This is a genomic window from Streptomyces sp. NBC_01410, from assembly GCF_045040195.1.
Classification (GTDB): Bacteria; Actinomycetota; Actinomycetes; order Streptomycetales; family Streptomycetaceae; genus Streptomyces.
On sequence record NZ_CP109530.1, the window covers coordinates 2,123,967 to 2,140,756 of the forward strand.

Sequence of the window (16,790 nt, forward strand, 5' to 3'; positions counted from 1 at the left end):
CCGGTCGTCCCCCCTATGGGATGAACAAGACGATCAGGAACGCCGCGGTCTTCTCGCTGCTGCTGGTGCTCGCCCTGCTGATACGGGTGACCTGGGTGCAGGCGTACGAAGCCCGGGCCCTCGCGGACGACGAACACAACCGGCGGAAGATCATCGCGCAGTACGCGCAGCCGCTGGGCGACATCATCGTGGCCGGGTCACCGATCACGGGCTCGAAGAGGACGGAGGGCAGCGACCTCGCGCACAAACGCACCTACACCGACGGCTCGCTCTACGCCGCGGTCACCGGTTACAGCTCGCAGGCATACGGCGCGACCCAGCTGGAAGGCATCTACAGCCATGTCCTGGACGGTACGGACAGCCGGCTGAAGAACCCCGTCGACGCGCTCACCGGCAAGCAGCAGGAGCCCGGCGACGTGCTCACCACCATCGACCCCGCGGTGCAGAAGGCGGCTTACGAGGCGCTCGGCGACACCAAGGGCGCGGCCGTCGCCATCGACCCGAAGACCGGCAAGATCCTTGGCATGGTCAGCACGCCCTCGTACGACCCCTCGAAGATCAGCGGGACGACGGACGGTGACGCCTGGAAGAAGCTGCTGGCCGACAAGGACAAGCCGCTGGTCAACCGCGCGCTGCGGCAGCCGCTGCCGCCCGGTTCGACCTTCAAGCTGGTGGTCGCGGCGGCGGCCCTGGAGGACGGTCTGTACGACTCGGTGGACACCAAGACGGACAGCCCCGATCCGTACACCCCGCCCGGCACGACCAGGGTCCTGGAGAACGAGAACAAGTCCGCACCCTGCGAGAACGCGAGCCTGCGCACCGCGCTCCAGTACTCCTGCAACAACGTCTTCGCCAAGCTGGCGGTCGACCTCGGCCAGGACAAGGTCCGGGCGATGGCGGAGAAGTTCGGCTTCAACGACGAGAAGCAGGACTCCCCGGTGCGGGCCCTGCCCAGTGTGTATCCGACGGGGATGGACAAGCCCTCGACCGCCTACAGCGGCATCGGCCAGTTCGATGTGACCGCGACGCCGATGCAGCTGGCCATGGTCTCCGCGGCGATCGCCAACGACGGCGTCCTGCGGGCGCCGCACATGGTCTCCAAGGTCGTGGACGCGGACGGCAACACGCTGCAGTCGTACGAGGACGCGGCATCGAAGCGGATCGTCTCCTCGTCCACCGCCGAGCAGTTGCGCAGCGCGATGGTGACCGTGGTGGAGGACGGCACCGGGACCAATGCCAAGGTCGAAGGCGCCGAGGTGGGCGGAAAGACCGGCACCGCCCAGCACGGCGAGAACAACAGCAAGACGCCCTACGCCTGGTTCACCTCGTACGCCAAGGACTCCGGCAGCGGCAAGGAGGTCGCGGTCGCCGTCCTGATCGAGGACTCGGGCGCGGCCCGCTCCGAGGTCAGCGGCAACGGGCTGGCCGCGCCCATCGCCCAGAAGATGATGGCCGCGGCCCTGAAGTCCTGACGCCCGACTACTGCTTGAGGCCGACGGCTACTTGACGCCGAAGAGCTGCTCGACCGGGTCGATCGCGAAGTAGACCACGAACAGCGCCGCCGTGCCCCACAGCAGCCAGTGCACATCGCGGGCCTTGCCCAGCACCGCCTTGATGACGACATAGGCGATGAAACCGGCGCCGATGCCGTTGGTGATGGAGTACGTGAACGGCATGACCGCGATCGTCAGGAAGGCCGGGATCGCGATGTCGTACCGCTCCCAGTCGATATGGCGGACCTGCGCCATCAGCAGGAAACCGACGGCGACGAGCGCGGGCGCCGCGGCCTGGGCGGGGACGACCGTGGCGAGCGGCGTGAAGAAGAGGGCGAGTGCGAAGAGCCCGCCGGTGACCAGGGAGGCGAAACCGGTGCGGGCGCCCTCGCCGACTCCTGCCGCCGATTCGATGTACGAGGTGTTGGAGGAGGCGGATGCGGCGCCTCCGGCCGCGGCGGCGACACCGTCGATCAGCAGCACCCGGCCGAGGTTGGGGACCTTGCCGTTCTCGTCCAGCAGACCGGCCTCGTTGGAGACGCCGACGACCGTGCCCATGGTGTCGAAGAAGTCGCTGAGGATCAGCGTGAAGACCAGCAGGACGATCGTGATGACGCCGACCTGCTCGAAGGCGCCGAAGAGGCTGAAGGAGCCGATGAGCCCGAAGTCGGGGGCGGCCACGATCTCGTCGGGGACGGACGGCACGGTCAGGCCCCAGGCGATGGGCTTGATGTCGGCGATCTCGTTGATGACGATCGCGAGGACGGTCATCACGATGATGGAGATGAGGATCGCGCCCTTCACCTTGCGGGCCATCAGCGCGACGGTGAGCAGCACGCCGAGACAGAACACGAGGACGGGCCAGCCGGAGAGGTGACCGCTCGCGCCGAGCTGGACGGGCACGGTGCCGGTGTCGCCGGGGATACGGGTCGCGAAGCCGGCGTCTACGAAACCGATGAACGCGATGAACAGGCCGATGCCGACGCTGATGGCCTGCTTGAGCGAGGGCGGGATGGCGTGCATGACGGCCTCGCGCAGCCCGGTCACGACCAGGGCGCAGATGAGGATGCCTTCGAGGACGACCAGGCCCATCGCGTCGGGCCAGCTCATCAGCGGCGCGATCTGGAAGGCGACGACGGCGTTCAGGCCGAGACCGGCGGCGATGGCGAGCGGGAGATTGCCGCCGAGCCCCATGATCGCGGTCATGACCGCGGCGACCAGGGCGGTGGCTGTAACGAGCTGGGGACCGGAGAGATGGGCGCCGAACTTGTCCTCGGCGCTGCCCAGGATGATCGGGTTGAGGACCAGAATGTAGGCCATCGTGAAGAACGTGGCGAAGCCGCCGCGTATCTCGCGTGCGAAGGTCGAGCCTCTCGCGCTGATGTGGAAGTACCGGTCGACCTGTGCGGACATGGCTCTCCTCGTTGGCGGCAATCCGGCTGGCGGGTAGCTGGATTGTTCCCGTGAGGAGGGCGTTTGTGGTTAGGCGCGTGTTACTTCGCACCGGACTTACTTCACATCCGCCTGGTTCGCATCCGGTTGCTTCACATCGCGACTCATGACAACTTCACCCGAGCCGCGACAGCGCCTCCCCCACCGCCGCCAGGTCCGCGTCCGACGCCAGCCCCGCGTGGTACAGCCGCAGTTCATTCGCCCCCAGAGCCGCCGCCCGCGCCGCGTCCTCCCTCAGCGTCCCCGGGCTGCCGCCCATCCCGCTGACGACCGTGAGGTTCGCCGCCAGCACCGCCCCGGGCGCCTCGTGTTCCGCGAAGGGCGCGACCGGCGCGGGCCCGCCCGTGCACGGCACGACCACGCCGTCCGCGACGGACAGGATGTGCGCCGGGTCGACGCCCGCGTTGGCGCCGCAGTGGTGGGCGACCGGGTCGGCGTGCAGCAGGACCTGGAAGCCGTCGGGAGCCGCCGCCCGCACCGCCGTGACGGCGGCTTCCTGGAGCGTGCGAGCCGTCCGCGCCCTGAACTCCAGTGTCGCCGCGGCCGGTTCGTGGCCGAGCAGCTTCTCGATCCGGGCGTCGGCCGGCGCCGCACCCGCCCAGACGGGCTCGAGCGCGTTGCGTACGGCCGCGGCCAGCAGCTCCGGCTCCAGGCCCTCCTCTGCGTAACCGTTCCGGCAAGAGCCGCAGAAGCACAGGGACATCAGATACTGCGCCGCGTCACCGAGCTCCACGCCCGCGGTCTTGTCGTGGGCGTGCAGATGCGCGAAGCCGTACCAGCCGCAGGACTCCAGCTCGGTGCCGCGGGCACCCGGCCGGGTCGCCGCCTCGGCAGCGAGGTCGACGAGGAGGGCACGGACGGCGGGCTGGGCGATGCACGGCGCCCAGGGGTAGCGGTCGCCGTAGGCGTTGACGACGGAGGTGTCCGGATGGTCGGCGCCCAGGCGGGAGTTGTGGGCGAGGACCACCCAGGTGTGGACCTCGAGCCCGGCGTCCGCGAGGGCCGCTGCGGCTTCCCCGTACGCGTCACCGGGCGCCCAGTCCCCCGCGGTGTACGGGCGCAGCTCACGGCCCGCCCAGCGCTCCTCGTCCGGCTCGTAGAACACGGCGGCGTGCTGCGCGGTGACGATCCGGTGCCCGGGGTGGCGCGGGGTCAGGGCGCGCGTGGAGTGGTAGGCGGCGGCGAGGGTGACCTGCTGGACGCCGAGACCGGCGACGCGGGCCGCGGCGTCGGGATCACCGACGACGTCCCAGGGGTAGAGGAAGGCGCCGGTCTTCACGCGCCGTCCTCCAGCAGCGCGCGGCCCCGCTCGATGAGGGCGGCGAGGGCGGTGATGTGCTCGGGGAGGGGTTCGCTCAGCGGCGGCCGTACGTCGCCGACGTCGAGCCCTTCGAGCCGTACCCCCGCTTTGACGAGGGAGACGGCATAACCGCGCCCGAGATTGCGCAGTTCGACCAGTGGCCCGTAGAAGCCGTCGAGCAGCCGGTTGACCGTCTTGTCGTCGCCGGTGATCAGCGCGCGGTAGAAGGCGAGGGCGATGTCGGGCGCGAAGGCGAAGACGGCCGAGGAGTACAGGGTGATGCCGATGCCGCGGTAGGCGAGGCCGGTGAGTTCGGCGGTGGGCAGCCCGTTGAAGTAGAGGAAGTCCTCGTCGGGCAGGTCGCGGCGGACGGCGCCGACGATGCGCTGCATCAGGTCGAGGTCGCCGTAGCCGTCCTTGAGGCCGATGATGCCGTCGGCCCGGGCGAGTTCGACGACGGTCTCGGGGGTGAAGACGGCGTTGTCGCGCTGGTAGACGATGACGTCGAGGGAGGTTGCTTCGGCGAGCGCCGTGTAGTGCCGCAGCAGTCCTGGCTGGTCGGCGACGACGAGATAGGGCGGCATCGCGAGCAGTCCGTCCGCGCCCGCGGCTTCGGCGATCTCCGCGAACCGGACGGCGAGCGCGGTGCCGTAGCCCGCGCCGGCGACGACCGGCACCTCGCCCGCGGCTTCGGCGACGGCCGCGGCGACGCACGCGCCGAACTCCTCCGGGGTCAGGGCGTGGAACTCGCCCGTGCCGCAGCACGCGAAGACCGCGGCCGCACCGGCGTCGATGCCGCGTCTGACATGGGTGCGGAAGACATCGAGGTCCAGGGCGCCGTCCGGTCCGTACGCGGTGACGGGGAAGAACAGCGGTCCTTGGACCCGGGTGAGCCGGGCGGCGAGCGGGGCTGAGGTCACGGGCGCTCCCTGGGCCGTGCACCGAGCCTGAGACCCGTGCACAATTCTGATCAACGTCCATATTCCTGAACGCGTTCACGCTAAGGCAGCCGCGGAGGGCGGGTCAAGACAGAAAGCCGCAACTCAGAGGCGGAGTCGGCTCGTCCGCGCCACACTTGACGGTGTTCGGACCACTCCCTAGCGTGTCCATACATGTGAATGCCATCTATGGACCTGAGCGTCTTGAGGAGAACCATCCATGCCCCCTCCCCGCACCGTCCTGCTCACCGGCGCCGCCGGCGGCCTCGGAACGCTGATGCGGGGGCTCCTGCCCGCGTACGGCTACGAGCTCCGGCTCTTCGACGCCACCTCCATAGAGGGCGAGCCGGACGCGATCACCGCGGACCTCGCCGACAAAGAGGCGCTGCGCAAGGCGATGCGGGGCGTCGACGCGATCGTCCACCTCGCCGGCATTTCCCTGGAAGCCCCGTTCGAGAAGATCCTCCGCTCCAACATCGAAGGGACGTACAACCTCTACGAGGCTGCCCGCGAAGAGGGCGTGGAGCGCATCGTCTTCGCCTCCAGCAACCACGCGGTCGGCTTCACCCCGCGCCCCCAGGGGGACGACCCCCTGATCCCCGTCGACACCCCGCGCCGCCCGGACACCTTCTACGGCCTGTCGAAGTGCTTCGGCGAGGACTTGGCCCAGCTGTACTGGGACCTGCATGGCATCCAGACCGTCTCCGTGCGCATCGGCTCCTGCTTCATGGAGCCCACGTCGGTGCGGATGCTGTCGGTCTGGCTGAGCCCCGGCGACTGCGCCCGCCTCTTCCATGCGGCGCTCACCGCCGAGAACGTCGGCCACACCGTCGTCTACGGCTCGTCCGCCAACACCCGCCTGTGGTGGGACCTGTCGACGGCGCGCTCGCTGGGCTACGAGCCGCAGGACGACTCGGAGCAGTACGCCGAGAAGCTCGTCGCCGAGCAGGGCGAACTCGACCCGGACAATCCGGACCACGCGCATCTGGGCGGCCACTTCACCACCAACCCGCCCCGGTGGCCGTACTGACCGGTCCGCCGGGCACCCACGCGGGGAAGAAGACACGCCGGGAAGAAAATTCGCGTGCCGAACGGTCCGTGCCCCGGCCAGGATGTCGGGCATGGCCAAGCCCTTCGGATTCAGTTACGCGCAGCACGGCGACGGCAGTGTCGTCATCACCCACCGCGGCCGCGCGGCCGGGACACTGCGCGGCACTCGCGCCGAGAAGTTCCTGGCCGAGGTGGGCTCGGGCGACCCCCAGTTGGTCATGGCCCGCTGGACCGGCGCGTACAAGTTCGGCAACGAGCGGACGGCCCGCAACCACCCGCGCAACCGATAGCGCGGGAGATGAATCGAGAGTCGGCCCAAAGGTAAGGGAACGGTAAAGCGCCCTCGCTCGTTACATCTGGCATGACAGCTATGACCCCCGGCTCGAACATCCCTCTCTCCGCCCCCCGCGTGGCGGTGGACGTCGCCGCCCCGGTGCGGCTCGACGTATCGGGCCTGCTGCTCACCGCCGACGGCAAGGTGCGCTCCGACGACGACTTCATCTTCTACAACCAGCCGGCGGGCCCCGGCGTCAGCTACCGCTCCGGCGGGGGCACCGCCCCCGACGCGATCGTGGTGGACACCTCCGCCGTCCCGCCCGGCATCGAGAAGATCGTCGTCACGGCGAGCCCCGACGCCGCCGGCCAGACCTTCCAGGGCATCGAGCCCACCGCCACCCTCCGCAATGCCGACGACGGCAGCGCGCTGGCCACCTTCACCCCGCCGCAGCTCGGCCCCGAGACCGCGCTGGTCGTCGTGGAGATCTATAGGCGCAACGGCGTCTGGAAGGCCCGTGCGGTCGGCCAGGGCTATGCGAACGGGCTGGCGGGCATCGCCACGGACTTCGGCGTCTCCGTCGACGAGGAGCCCGCGGCCGCCCCCTCGGCCCCCACTCCCGTCGCCCCGGCACCAGTCGCAGCCGCCCCGGCCGTCGATCCGCGTCTCACCGCGCCCGTCCCGCCCCCGCCGGCCGCTCCCCCCGCGGCTCCGGCCCCCGGCGCCGGAAAGATCAACCTGGACAAGGGCCGGGTCAGCCTGCAGAAGAACCAGACGGTCTCGCTGGTCAAGGGCGGCCGCCCGCTGCTCTCCCAGGTCAAGATGGGCCTCGGCTGGGAGCCCGCCTTCCGCGGCAAGGACATCGACCTCGACGCCTCCGTCATCGCCTACGGCCCGAACCGCAACCACATCGACAGCTGCTACTTCGGCAAGCTGTCGATCCTGAACGGCGCGATCAAGCACTCCGGCGACAATCTGACGGGCGAGGGTGCGGGTGACGACGAGGTGATCGTCGTGGATCTGGGCCGTCTCCCGGCCGATGCGACGGGTCTGGTCTTCACCGTCAATTCCTTCTCGGGACAGAAGTTCACCGAGGTCGCCAAGGCCTACTGCCGGCTGATCGACGCGGCGTCGGGCGAGGAGCTGGTCCGCTTCGATCTGACGGGCGCGGAGCCGCAGACCGGCGTGATGATGGCCAAGCTGATCAAGCAGTTCTCCGGCGAGTGGGAGATGACCGCGATCGGCGACTTCGTGAAGTCCCGCACGGTGCGGGGCATGGTCAAGCCCGCCGCCCAGGCGCTCTGACCAACACAGCCCCTTGCAACCGCCACCGCCGGGTCCGCCACCGCTTCTCAGGTGATGGCGGGCCCGGCGGCCACGGTCTTCAGAGTTTGGCCAGCTTGGAGTATGGGCTCAGGATTCTTCCCTGGCGCCCCGAGAAGTCGACAAGCACGGCGGCGTTGTCTCCTTCGACTGCGATGACTCTTCCGAGCCCGAACTGGTCGTGCGAGACCCGGTCGCCCACTTCGTACTGCTCAATCGGCGGGGCGGCCGCGGCCGGTTTGTTGAAGGGACTGGAGGGCAAATAGCGGCGGGATCCGGCTGACTTTGTCATTACCTGGAGTATGGGCCCTCGGGGGCCCGCGACGCCACGTCGGAACGGCGCACTGTCGGCATTGAGCGCCGGTCGGCCGCCGGAACGGGGAGGAAACACCCTCGATCCGGCGCCGATTTCCCCGCGTTTGACCAGGTCGTTCAGGCTCCGGCCCGATGTCCGTGTCTCTCAGTGCGGGCTCCACTCCGATGAGTGAGGCGGTGTTCGAGAGCCCCGAAATCCGCGACCGTCCGGCCTCCGTGCCGCCGGCCACCGAGCACACCACCACGGTGTCGAAGAACACACTCGGCTGCCGGCCGCGCTCAGACCCAGGGCCAGTCGGCGTCCCGGCCCCGCTCAAGGAGGGGCACCATCCGGAAAGCCGCGTCCGTGAGGCCACCGAAGGTGTGCCGGTTCTGCTTGCCCGAGGGCGCGTGGCCCGCGCCGTACCCGGCCAGGTTCCAGGTGTAGACCGGGATGTGTTTCGGGACCTGCTCGGTCGGGTCGCCGTAGTAGCTGTACGCCGCCTGCTCGTCGGTGACGATCAGCACCCGGTCGTGCTTCTTGTAGTGCTTGCGGACGGCCTCGGTGGTGTTGGTGCCGCCGAGCTCGCCGAAGCGCCCGAGGACCTTCAGTACGGACTCGCCCGAGCGGTACTTCACCCGCCCGCTGCCCGTGCCGAACTCGACGAGGTCCGCGCTCTGTGCCCGCATGGCCACCGCCGCGCCGAACACCGCGGCGGCGTCCGCCCGGTTGAGCTCGGAGCGGTCCGAAAGGCGCGACCACATGGAACCCGAGCGGTCGACCAGGATCAGCGTCCGGCCGGGCAGCGCGGGCACATTGGCCAGCGAGTGGCCGAGCGCCTTCTCCAGTGCGTACGCCCAGCGCAGCGACGGGGCGTGCTGGTACGCCGCGAGATAGCGGAACGGGAACTGCCGTGACGCCGCGACGACTTCGGGGTCCGAGATCCGCGCGGCGATCTGGGCCGCGACCGTGTCCGAGACCCCGGCCTGGTCGAAGTTCCGCAGATTGCGCAGCAGTGCCATCGCGCCCATGGAGGGGATGACGGCCTCCCAGGCCGCCGCGTCCATCGGTCCCTGCAGCCAGCCCGCCAGCGCCTCCCAGGTCATCCCCGCCTCGGCGAGCCGCTCGGAGGCGCCGGGCGCGGTGATCACCGCGCGCCGCTCGTCGGCCGGCAGGGCCATCAATGCCCGGTGGGCGGTGAGGGTACGGATCGAGGCGGGCGGCTCGGCGCTGTCCGGGTTGTGCCGGCGGTCGAGGGCGTACTGGAACAGCGCGCCCTGCCACGGCTTCGCGGGATCGGGCGACGCGTGCACCAGATTGAGGATGTCGCCGAAGCGATAGCCCTTGGACGCAGTGTCGTACTTCAGCAGTGACTTTCCGCTGTAGAGGCGCGCCACGGCATCCGCGATGCCGCGCTTGACGGGCTTGGGCACCGTGCGGCCGTACTGCGAGGTCCAGTAGCCGAGCAGTTCGCCGGGCTCGTCGGCGCGGCGCAGTACGGAATCGATGACCTGACGGTTCGTCGGACCCGCGGTCGCGGATGCGTCGAGGCGCGCCTTGACGTATTCGGCGGCCCCGACGATGGAGGCGGTTCGCATATTGCCCTCGCCGCGCAGCCAGCCGAGCAGTCCCGCGGTCCACGCGGGGTCCTCGACGGCGAGCTTGCGCACAAGGCGGGTGAAGCGGTCGTCGCGGCTGCCGGCGGACTCGTAAAGGGTCTGCTGCGAAACGAAGTTGGCGACGGCGAGGAGAAAGAGCTCGGAGCGTGCGTCACGCCCGGAGCCGGTGCCGCCCTGGTGGGTACGCAGGGTGCGGCCGGTCGAGCGCACGGGCGAGGTCGCTCCCGCCTTCGCGGTGCGGGTATTGAAGCGTGCCATGTGAATTCCCCCGAATTCCTGGGGGAAGCGCAGCAAAAGGGGTGCCCGAGATCAGGGGTCGGCGACGGACTGTAGCCGGGCGAGCTTCCTGATTGCTCCACCAACCGTGGCTGGGCGGGATTCGAACCCGCATCCTCCCGGTCCGAGAAGTAACCGTTGCCTGCGCACCGGGCATCCCGAATGCTGAGCCTCCCGAGATCAAAGGTGGCGGCGGCGTGATTTCGTCAGAGGAAGTAGCCGCAGCCCGCGCACCGGGAGGTGCATGAGTTTGTGATGTCCTGGAAAGGCCCTGCCTTCCCCCTTGGACATGGATCACTCTAGGAGGGCAACGTCCGGTTGTGCCAAGGGTTTTACGGCCGCAACCGAACCGGCGCGCCCGGGCGTCGCAGTGATCGGACGGGGGAGGGGCAACCGCATGCAGCAGCTCGCTGGGTACCGGCTCGTCGCGCTGCTCGGTGAGGGCGGGATGGGACAGGTTCATCTCGCGCGCTCGCCGTCCGGGCGGCTCGTCGCCGTCAAGGCCGTGCATGAACACCTCGCCGCCGAGCCGGAGTTCAGGGAGCGCTTCCGGCGGGAGGTGCTCGCGGCGCGTTCCGTCGGCGGCCCGTTCACCGCGGCCGTGCTGGACGCCGATCCGGATGCCGCCCGGCCCTGGCTGGCGACGGCGTTCTGCTCGGGTCTCACGCTCACCGAGGCGGTCGCCGCGCACGGGCCGCTCGGGCCCGGCGAACTGGCCACGCTCGGGGCGGCGCTCGCCGAGGCGCTGGCCGCCATTCACGCCGCGGGGCTCGTCCACCGCGATCTGAAGCCGTCCAATGTGGTGGTGACCCGCGACGGCCCCATGGTCCTCGACTTCGGCATCGCGAAGGCCACCGCAGAGGAGAGCCTGACCGGCACGGGGCAGCTCGTCGGCTCCCCAGGTTTCGTCGCGCCGGAGCTGATCAGGGGCGCGGCCGAACCCGGACCGGCGGCCGATGTGTTCGCGCTCGGGGCGCTGCTGGCATACGCCGGGAGCGGCCGTCCGCCCTTCGGTACCGGTCCGGCGCATCAGGTGCTCTACCGGACCCTGCATGACTTACCCGATCTGGACGGCGTGCCGGACGAGCAGTGGCGGGACTTCCTCGGCAGCGCGCTGGCCGCCGGGCCGGACGGGCGGCCGGGAGTCGGCGACGTACTCGGCTGGTGCGTGCGGCGGGCGGCGGACGAGCCGTGGTGGGAGGGGGGCCGGATCGCCGCGCTGATCGGCCGCCGCGAGGAGGACGTGGCCGCGCTCGTCGCGCGTGCGGAGACCGAAGAGACCCCATCCGCCGCAGGCGAACAGGAACGGACTGAGCGGTCCGCGAGCGCGCCCTCCCGGCGGCGGCTGCTGCGCTGGAGCGGCACCCTGCTCCTCGGCGGCTCCGCGGCCGCCGCCGTCGTGGCGCTGAGCCCGTACGGCAAGGACGATCAATCGCCCAAAACCTCCCCGCCGCCCGTCAGTTATCAGCACGGCCGGGCGCTGTGGTCCCGCCCCGTCGGCCCGGCCGCACTGCTGCGGGGCGGCGACGCGCTGTATGTGCGGGCCACGTCCGCGCTCACCCGGCTCGACGCCCGTACCGGAGCCGTCCGCTGGACGTACACGGCCGACGACATCGCCGATGCCCTGATCGCCGACGGGCTTGTCCATGTGCTGCGCTCCGGCGACCTGCTCGACCAGGAGATCGTCGCCCTGGATCCCGGCACCGGCCGGGAGAAGTGGGTCACCCCCGATCTGTGGCTCAATCCCCGCCGCCCGCCCGGAGCACCGACCCTCGACAACCTCCGCAGGGCGGACGGCAGCGAAGCCGCGCTCACCGTCTCCGACGGCATCGCCTGCTTGATCACCTACGCCTCGTACAGCACGCTCTGGGAGCAGCGCACCGCCCGGGGACAGCGCTGGCGTGCGTACGGCTTCGACTCCCGTACGGGGAAGGACCTCTGGTTCTACGAGGGGTCGGCCGCCGGGGTGGTGGGCGTGGACCAGGCGGGCGGCCGGATCGCGGTGGCCGCGTCCGCGACCTCCCAGAACGACAGCGACAGGGGGCTGGAACTGCGCAAGGCGGACCCCCTGTTCGTCCTGCGGGCCGCGGACGGCACCCTGGAGAGCAGGATTCCGGGCGGCGCGCTGCGCCCCCAGGCCCATCGCGGCTCCACCGGCACCAGGTACTACGCCGTGGGGAAAGACATCAGCGGGGTCGACCTGAACTCGGGCCGCACCCTGTGGCGGCGCGCTCTCGGCGAGCGGGCGGGCGTCACGCCGCTCGCGACCCGTGGGGTGGTGCACACGGCGACCCGGACGGAGTTCGGCGCGCTGGATGCGCGTACCGGGAAGACCCGCTGGAGCCGTATCGATGTGGAGGGGCTCTCGGACGGGAACAGGACGCCTCTGGTCGCCGGCTCTCTCGTGTACGTGCGTGGCCCCGAGCCCGGCAGCCAGGAGACGGCCTCCTCCGCCAACGCCTGGGGCGTGCATGCCCTGGACTCGCTCACGGGCAGGCTGGTGTGGGCGGCCGGGCTCGACAGTACCGACGACATCACCGCCGTGGCCGGGCCGGGGCTGATCCATCTGTCCGCGGGCGGCACGCTGTACGCCTTCGCGCTGCCGGAGGCGTCATGACCGGTCCGCTGCTGCCCGGCGATCCCGTGAGGCTGGGAAACGTCACGCTGCTCGCCCGGCTCGGCGCGGGCGGGATGGGCCAGGTGTATCTGGGCCGTACGGCAGGCGGGCGCCTGGTCGCCGTGAAGACCGTCCATCAACACCTCGCCGACGATTCGCACTTCAGGGAACGGTTCCGGCGCGAGGCGGCCGCTGCCCGCGCGGTGACGGGCGCGCACACGGCGGCGGTGCTGGACGCGGACCCCGATTCACCGGTGCCGTGGCTCGCCACCGCGTTTCTGCCGGGGGTGACGCTGCGCGGGGCCGTCGCGGCGGGCGGTTCGCTCGGCGAACCGGTCGTACGGGCGCTGGGTGCCGCGCTCGCCGAGGCGCTGACCAGCATCCATGCGGCAGGCCTGGTGCACCGGGATCTCAAGCCGTCCAATGTCCTTCTCACGGCGGACGGGCCGCGGGTGATCGACTTCGGAATCGCGCGGGCGATCAGCGACCACGGGATCACCGCTGCTGGGGACATCGTCGGCACGCCCGGTTTCATCGCTCCCGAGCAGATCACGGACGAGAGTGAGGTGACCGCGGCGGCGGACGTCTTCGCGCTGGGCGCGGTGCTGGCGTTCGCCGCCACGGGGCGCAATCCGTTCGGCGACGGCACGGTGGCCGTGCTGCTCTACCGGGCCGTGCACGAGGAGCCGACGCTGGGCGAAGTCCCCTCGGGTGTACGGGAGTTGATCGCGACCTGTCTGCGCAACGAGCCGGAGCTGCGGCCGTCGGTGTCCTCCGTGCTCGGGCTGCTGTCCGATCCGGCAGCGCCGCTGTGGTGGCGTGAGGATCCGCTGCGGGAGCTGATCGCGGAAGGCGGCGACGTTCCCGGGGAGCGTACGGCCGTCCTGCCGACGGCACCGATGACGGCGGCCACGGTACGGGTCCCCCCGTCGCCCGAGGGCGCCGAGCGGCGTCGCACCCTGACCCGGCGCGGGCTGCTGCTGGCGGGAGGCGGCAGCGCCGCCGGACTGCTCGGCGTAGCGATCGCGCGCGGCGGCGGCTCCACCGGGGGCGGCAGTGGTGAGCGCCCCTCGGTCACCGTGACGGCGGGCTCAGCGGCACCCGGGGCACTGCGCTGGACACTCACGGCCGAGGACGGCGACTTCGACGCACTGCTGCTCGCCGGACGACCGGGCACCGTGCTGGTGCACGCTTCGACGGGCGTCGGCTCGGGCTATGTCCACGCCTGCTCCCCCGCCGATGCCGCCCGGCGCTGGGAGAGCCGGTCCGGGGGCGATGCGCCGGGCATGTGGGGTGTCGCGGGAGAAACCCTGGTGGCGGGCGAGGCGGGTCTTCCGGCCGTCGATCTGGCATCGGGCGCGGTGCGCGGGAAGGCAGCGGAGCTGCCACCGGCGCCGCTCTGGTACGCCGTGGCGGGCGGCACGCTGGTCTCCGCCTACCCGCACCGGACGGACGAGCCGGGCCTGCGCGCACTCGATCTGCGTACGGGCGCCGAGCGCTGGACGCTGGAGGGCTCCGAGGCACCGCCTCCCGCCGTGCTGGGCAGCGCGCTGCTGATCGATCCCGCGCTGTCGGACGGATTCCGGTGCGTCGATGCCGCGCTGGGCAAGGAGCGGTGGACGTACCGCAAGCTGACCGCGGAGGGAGCGGCGGCCGCCTGTGCCCTGCCCTCCGTGGGCCGCTTCGCGCTGCTCGGCGAGCAGGGGGCGCTGCACCTTGTCGATGCCCGCACCGGTGACCGCGCGGCGCTCGGCACGCTCGGCACTCCGTTGACGCCGGGCACGACGGCTCTGAGTGAGGCGGGCGGCTACGGCCTCGCGGTCACCTCGGGTGTCGTGCACGGCTTCAGTCCGAGGACAGGTCAACTGCTGTGGCGGCAGCGGACGTTCGACCTGGCGGCAGGCTGGCCGCCGCGCACGGGCGGGCTGCGCGGCCCGGTCACGGCGGACGGTGTGCTGCTGCACTGGATGACGGCGGACACCCTGCAGGCGGTCGAGCTCGCCACCGGCAAGGAGCGCTGGCGGCGGCAGCTGCCGGGCATCGCCCAGGTCCCGCCGGCGGTCTCGGGCGGGACCGTCTATGCCGCGACCGGCGAGTCCTGCGCGGCGCTCACCCTCGCGGGCGGAGTGCCGCGGCGCGTCTGGCCGGATCGGGCCGTCCTCGGGCTGAGCGCGGACGCGGCGGGCTGGTACGCCCGCACCGCGAAGGCGGTACGGGCGTACCACCGCGTCGTCTGACGGCTGTTAGGCCCGGTCCGGCCGATCTTGCCGGGCTCGCGTGCCCTGGCACGCACTCCCCCGTAGCCCTTCGGGCACGGGAGGTGCCCCCCATGCCGCGTTGCGTCAGTCGCCGACGCTCCGCGTCGGCTCCATCCTCCGCCTTGCAGCTGCACGCACCAGACCCCGCTCACTGATCCGGCCTGATCGACCGGACAGGACCTAGTCGCGCTGCGCGTGGCGCTTCCAGGGCCCCGTGATCGCGAGCATGATGCCCGGGGTCTGGATGTTGGCGTAGAGCGTCCGTCCGTCGCACGAGAAGACGACACCGGTGAACTCGCTGAACTCCGGCTCCTCCTCGGTGCCGATGTTCAGTTCGTTGCGGGCGATCGGGTAGGTGCGCCCGCGGTCGGTCGCGCCGAACAGGTGCTGGACGCCCTCGCCGTCCTCGGCGATGACGAGGCCGCCGTATGGGGAGACGGTGATGTTGTCGGGGCCGTCGTAGGCGCCGTCCTTGGACGGGTCGGCGTTGACGCCGAGCAGCACCCTCAGGGTGAGTGTGCGGCGCTTGGGGTCGTAGAACCAGACCTGGCCGTCGTGCGCCGCGCCGGGGCTCTCCGCGCGGGCGTAGGAGGAGACGATGTACACGCCGCCGTCGCCCCACCACATGCCTTCGAGCTTGCGGGCGCGGGTGATGTCCTTGTCCGCGAACTGCTTGCGTACGGGGGTCGTGCGGCCGTCACGGTCGGGCACGTCGACCCAGTCGACGCCGTAGACCGTTCCGATCTTCGTGGCGCGGGACAGGTCGTCGACGAAACGGCCGCCGGAGTCGTAGCACTTGGTCGCCTGGAGTACGCCCGCGTCGTCGGCGAGGTGCCGGAGGTGTCCGCGGCCGTGGTGGAACCCGTGCGGCGGGACCCAGCGGTAGAGCAGGCCGTTCGGACCGGAGGCGTCCTCGGTCAGATAGGCGTGGCCGCGCTTGGGGTCGATGACGACGGCCTCGTGGGCGTACCGTCCGAAGGCCTTGACGGGCTTCGGGTCACGGTTGACGCGCCGGTCGTAGGGGTCGACCTCGAAGACGTAGCCGTGGTCCTTGGTCATGCCGTTCTTGCCGGCGAGGTCCTCGGTCTCCTCGCAGGTGAGCCAGGTGCCCCACGGGGTGCGGCCGCCGGCGCAGTTGGTGGAGGTGCCCGCGATGCCGACCCACTGGGCGACCTCGCCGCTGCGGTGGACCTCGACGACCGAGCAGCCGCCGGACGCGGCCGGGTCGTAGACCAGACCCTCGGCGAGCGGCACCGGGTACTTCCAGCCGGAGCGGGGGCCCTTGAGCTCGTGGTTGGTGACGAGGAGGGTCACTCCGCGCGGCCCGTCGAAGGTGGCCGTGCCGTCGTGGTTGGAGGGGGTGAACTCACCCGAGTCCAGCTTGGTGACGCCACTGTGCGTGATGATCTCGTAGCTGAATCCGGCGGGCAGCGCGAGGATCTTCTTCGGGTCGGGGATCAGCGGCCCGTAGCCGGGCTCGTGGTGGCCGTGACCGGCACTCTCGGCGGTGTCCTCCGCGGCGAGCGCGCCGGGCGCGGTGGCGAGCGAGCCGACGACGCCGGTGAGGGCGACGCCGGCGCCGGTGAGCGCGGACTGTTTGGTGAATTCCCTGCGGGTGAGCGGCATCGAGTACTCCTGAAGGAACACATCCGGCTGGCTGATGACGGGCACACACTTCCGCGCGTGCCTGAACGGCGATTGAACTCCGGCCGACGTCGAGAGACCCCGCCGAGCATGAATGCCCCGGGGCGGCCGGGCAACCCCAACTCGGCTTTGGATACACGTACTTGACGACCCGTCCGAATAATCTTCGTAAAGAAGGTCATCAGGAACGGATCATAACCAAACCCATGATTTAGTGCGGTACTCCTTGACCCCCGGGGGCCCTGGCAATA

At 70.9% G+C, this 16,790-nt stretch carries 12 protein-coding genes; 6 read left to right on the top strand and 6 right to left on the bottom strand.

The window, feature by feature from the left end; genetic code table 11:
- The first annotated feature begins 20 nt into the window (after positions 1-20).
- A complete protein-coding gene (locus OG741_RS09840; protein ID WP_405596412.1) occupies positions 21-1,472 on the top strand; it encodes a peptidoglycan D,D-transpeptidase FtsI family protein in 1,452 nt (483 codons plus the stop codon).
- A 27-nt stretch (positions 1,473-1,499) separates the two neighbouring features.
- Here OG741_RS09840 and OG741_RS09845 read toward each other — a convergent pair whose 3' ends face one another.
- The 3 genes from OG741_RS09845 to OG741_RS09855 form a co-directional block, all read right to left on the bottom strand.
- Complete coding sequence (locus OG741_RS09845) at positions 1,500-2,906, bottom strand: NCS2 family permease (RefSeq protein WP_405596413.1); 1,407 nt, start codon at positions 2,904-2,906, stop codon at positions 1,500-1,502.
- A gap of 154 nt (positions 2,907-3,060) precedes the next feature.
- The gene (locus tag OG741_RS09850; protein WP_405596414.1) at positions 3,061-4,224 is read right to left on the bottom strand and encodes a hypothetical protein; all 1,164 of its coding nucleotides are present in this window, start codon (positions 4,222-4,224) and stop codon (positions 3,061-3,063) included.
- Complete coding sequence (locus tag OG741_RS09855) at positions 4,221-5,165, bottom strand: 5-dehydro-4-deoxyglucarate dehydratase (protein WP_405596415.1); 945 nt, start codon at positions 5,163-5,165, stop codon at positions 4,221-4,223. The genes OG741_RS09850 and OG741_RS09855 overlap by 4 nt, the downstream gene beginning before the upstream one ends.
- A gap of 238 nt (positions 5,166-5,403) precedes the next feature.
- On the opposite strand from OG741_RS09855, the gene OG741_RS09860 reads away from it, so the two are divergent.
- From OG741_RS09860 to OG741_RS09870, 3 genes are all read left to right on the top strand, one after another.
- Entirely contained in the window at positions 5,404-6,213 is an 810-nt protein-coding gene (locus OG741_RS09860) for an NAD-dependent epimerase/dehydratase family protein (protein ID WP_405596416.1), read from the top strand.
- Positions 6,214-6,304: 91 nt separating this feature from the next.
- Entirely contained in the window at positions 6,305-6,523 is a 219-nt protein-coding gene (locus OG741_RS09865; RefSeq protein ID WP_266477685.1) for a hypothetical protein, read from the top strand.
- A 71-nt stretch (positions 6,524-6,594) separates the two neighbouring features.
- Positions 6,595-7,812, top strand: a complete 1,218-nt coding sequence (locus tag OG741_RS09870) for a TerD family protein (RefSeq protein WP_405596417.1) — start codon at positions 6,595-6,597, stop codon at positions 7,810-7,812.
- Positions 7,813-7,891: 79 nt separating this feature from the next.
- On the opposite strand, the gene OG741_RS09875 is transcribed toward OG741_RS09870, so the two are convergent.
- Both OG741_RS09875 and OG741_RS09880 read right to left on the bottom strand, forming a co-directional pair.
- Positions 7,892-8,122, bottom strand: coding sequence for a hypothetical protein (locus OG741_RS09875; RefSeq protein ID WP_215093417.1), 231 nt, complete (start codon positions 8,120-8,122; stop codon positions 7,892-7,894).
- Between the two features lie 302 nt (positions 8,123-8,424).
- Entirely contained in the window at positions 8,425-10,002 is a 1,578-nt protein-coding gene (locus tag OG741_RS09880) for a TROVE domain-containing protein (RefSeq protein WP_405596418.1), read from the bottom strand.
- Between the two features lie 415 nt (positions 10,003-10,417).
- On the opposite strand from OG741_RS09880, the gene OG741_RS09885 reads away from it, so the two are divergent.
- Entirely contained in the window at positions 10,418-12,637 is a 2,220-nt protein-coding gene (locus OG741_RS09885; protein WP_405596419.1) for a protein kinase domain-containing protein, read from the top strand.
- A complete protein-coding gene (locus OG741_RS09890) occupies positions 12,634-14,874 on the top strand; it encodes a protein kinase domain-containing protein (protein ID WP_405596420.1) in 2,241 nt (746 codons plus the stop codon). The genes OG741_RS09885 and OG741_RS09890 overlap by 4 nt, the downstream gene beginning before the upstream one ends.
- Before the next feature lie 201 nt (positions 14,875-15,075).
- Here the strand turns inward: OG741_RS09890 and OG741_RS09895 are convergent, their stop codons facing one another.
- The gene (locus OG741_RS09895) at positions 15,076-16,521 is read right to left on the bottom strand and encodes an alkaline phosphatase PhoX (protein WP_405605490.1); all 1,446 of its coding nucleotides are present in this window, start codon (positions 16,519-16,521) and stop codon (positions 15,076-15,078) included.
- Between the last annotated feature and the right edge of the window lie 269 nt (positions 16,522-16,790).

Bases quoted from the DNA above. Each gene is read 5' to 3' on its own strand.
- OG741_RS09870 (WP_405596417.1), top strand. From the start codon at position 6,595: ATGACAGCTATGACCCCCGGCTCGAACATCCCTCTCTCCGCCCCCCGC.
- OG741_RS09840 (WP_405596412.1), top strand. From the start codon at position 21: ATGAACAAGACGATCAGGAACGCCGCGGTCTTCTCGCTGCTGCTGGTG.
- OG741_RS09885 (WP_405596419.1), top strand. From the start codon at position 10,418: ATGCAGCAGCTCGCTGGGTACCGGCTCGTCGCGCTGCTCGGTGAGGGC.
- OG741_RS09860 (WP_405596416.1), top strand. From the start codon at position 5,404: ATGCCCCCTCCCCGCACCGTCCTGCTCACCGGCGCCGCCGGCGGCCTC.
- OG741_RS09865 (WP_266477685.1), top strand. From the start codon at position 6,305: ATGGCCAAGCCCTTCGGATTCAGTTACGCGCAGCACGGCGACGGCAGT.
- OG741_RS09880 (WP_405596418.1), bottom strand. From the start codon at position 10,002: ATGGCACGCTTCAATACCCGCACCGCGAAGGCGGGAGCGACCTCGCCC.
- OG741_RS09895 (WP_405605490.1), bottom strand. From the start codon at position 16,521: ATGCCGCTCACCCGCAGGGAATTCACCAAACAGTCCGCGCTCACCGGC.
- OG741_RS09875 (WP_215093417.1), bottom strand. From the start codon at position 8,122: ATGACAAAGTCAGCCGGATCCCGCCGCTATTTGCCCTCCAGTCCCTTC.
- OG741_RS09890 (WP_405596420.1), top strand. From the start codon at position 12,634: ATGACCGGTCCGCTGCTGCCCGGCGATCCCGTGAGGCTGGGAAACGTC.
- OG741_RS09845 (WP_405596413.1), bottom strand. From the start codon at position 2,906: ATGTCCGCACAGGTCGACCGGTACTTCCACATCAGCGCGAGAGGCTCG.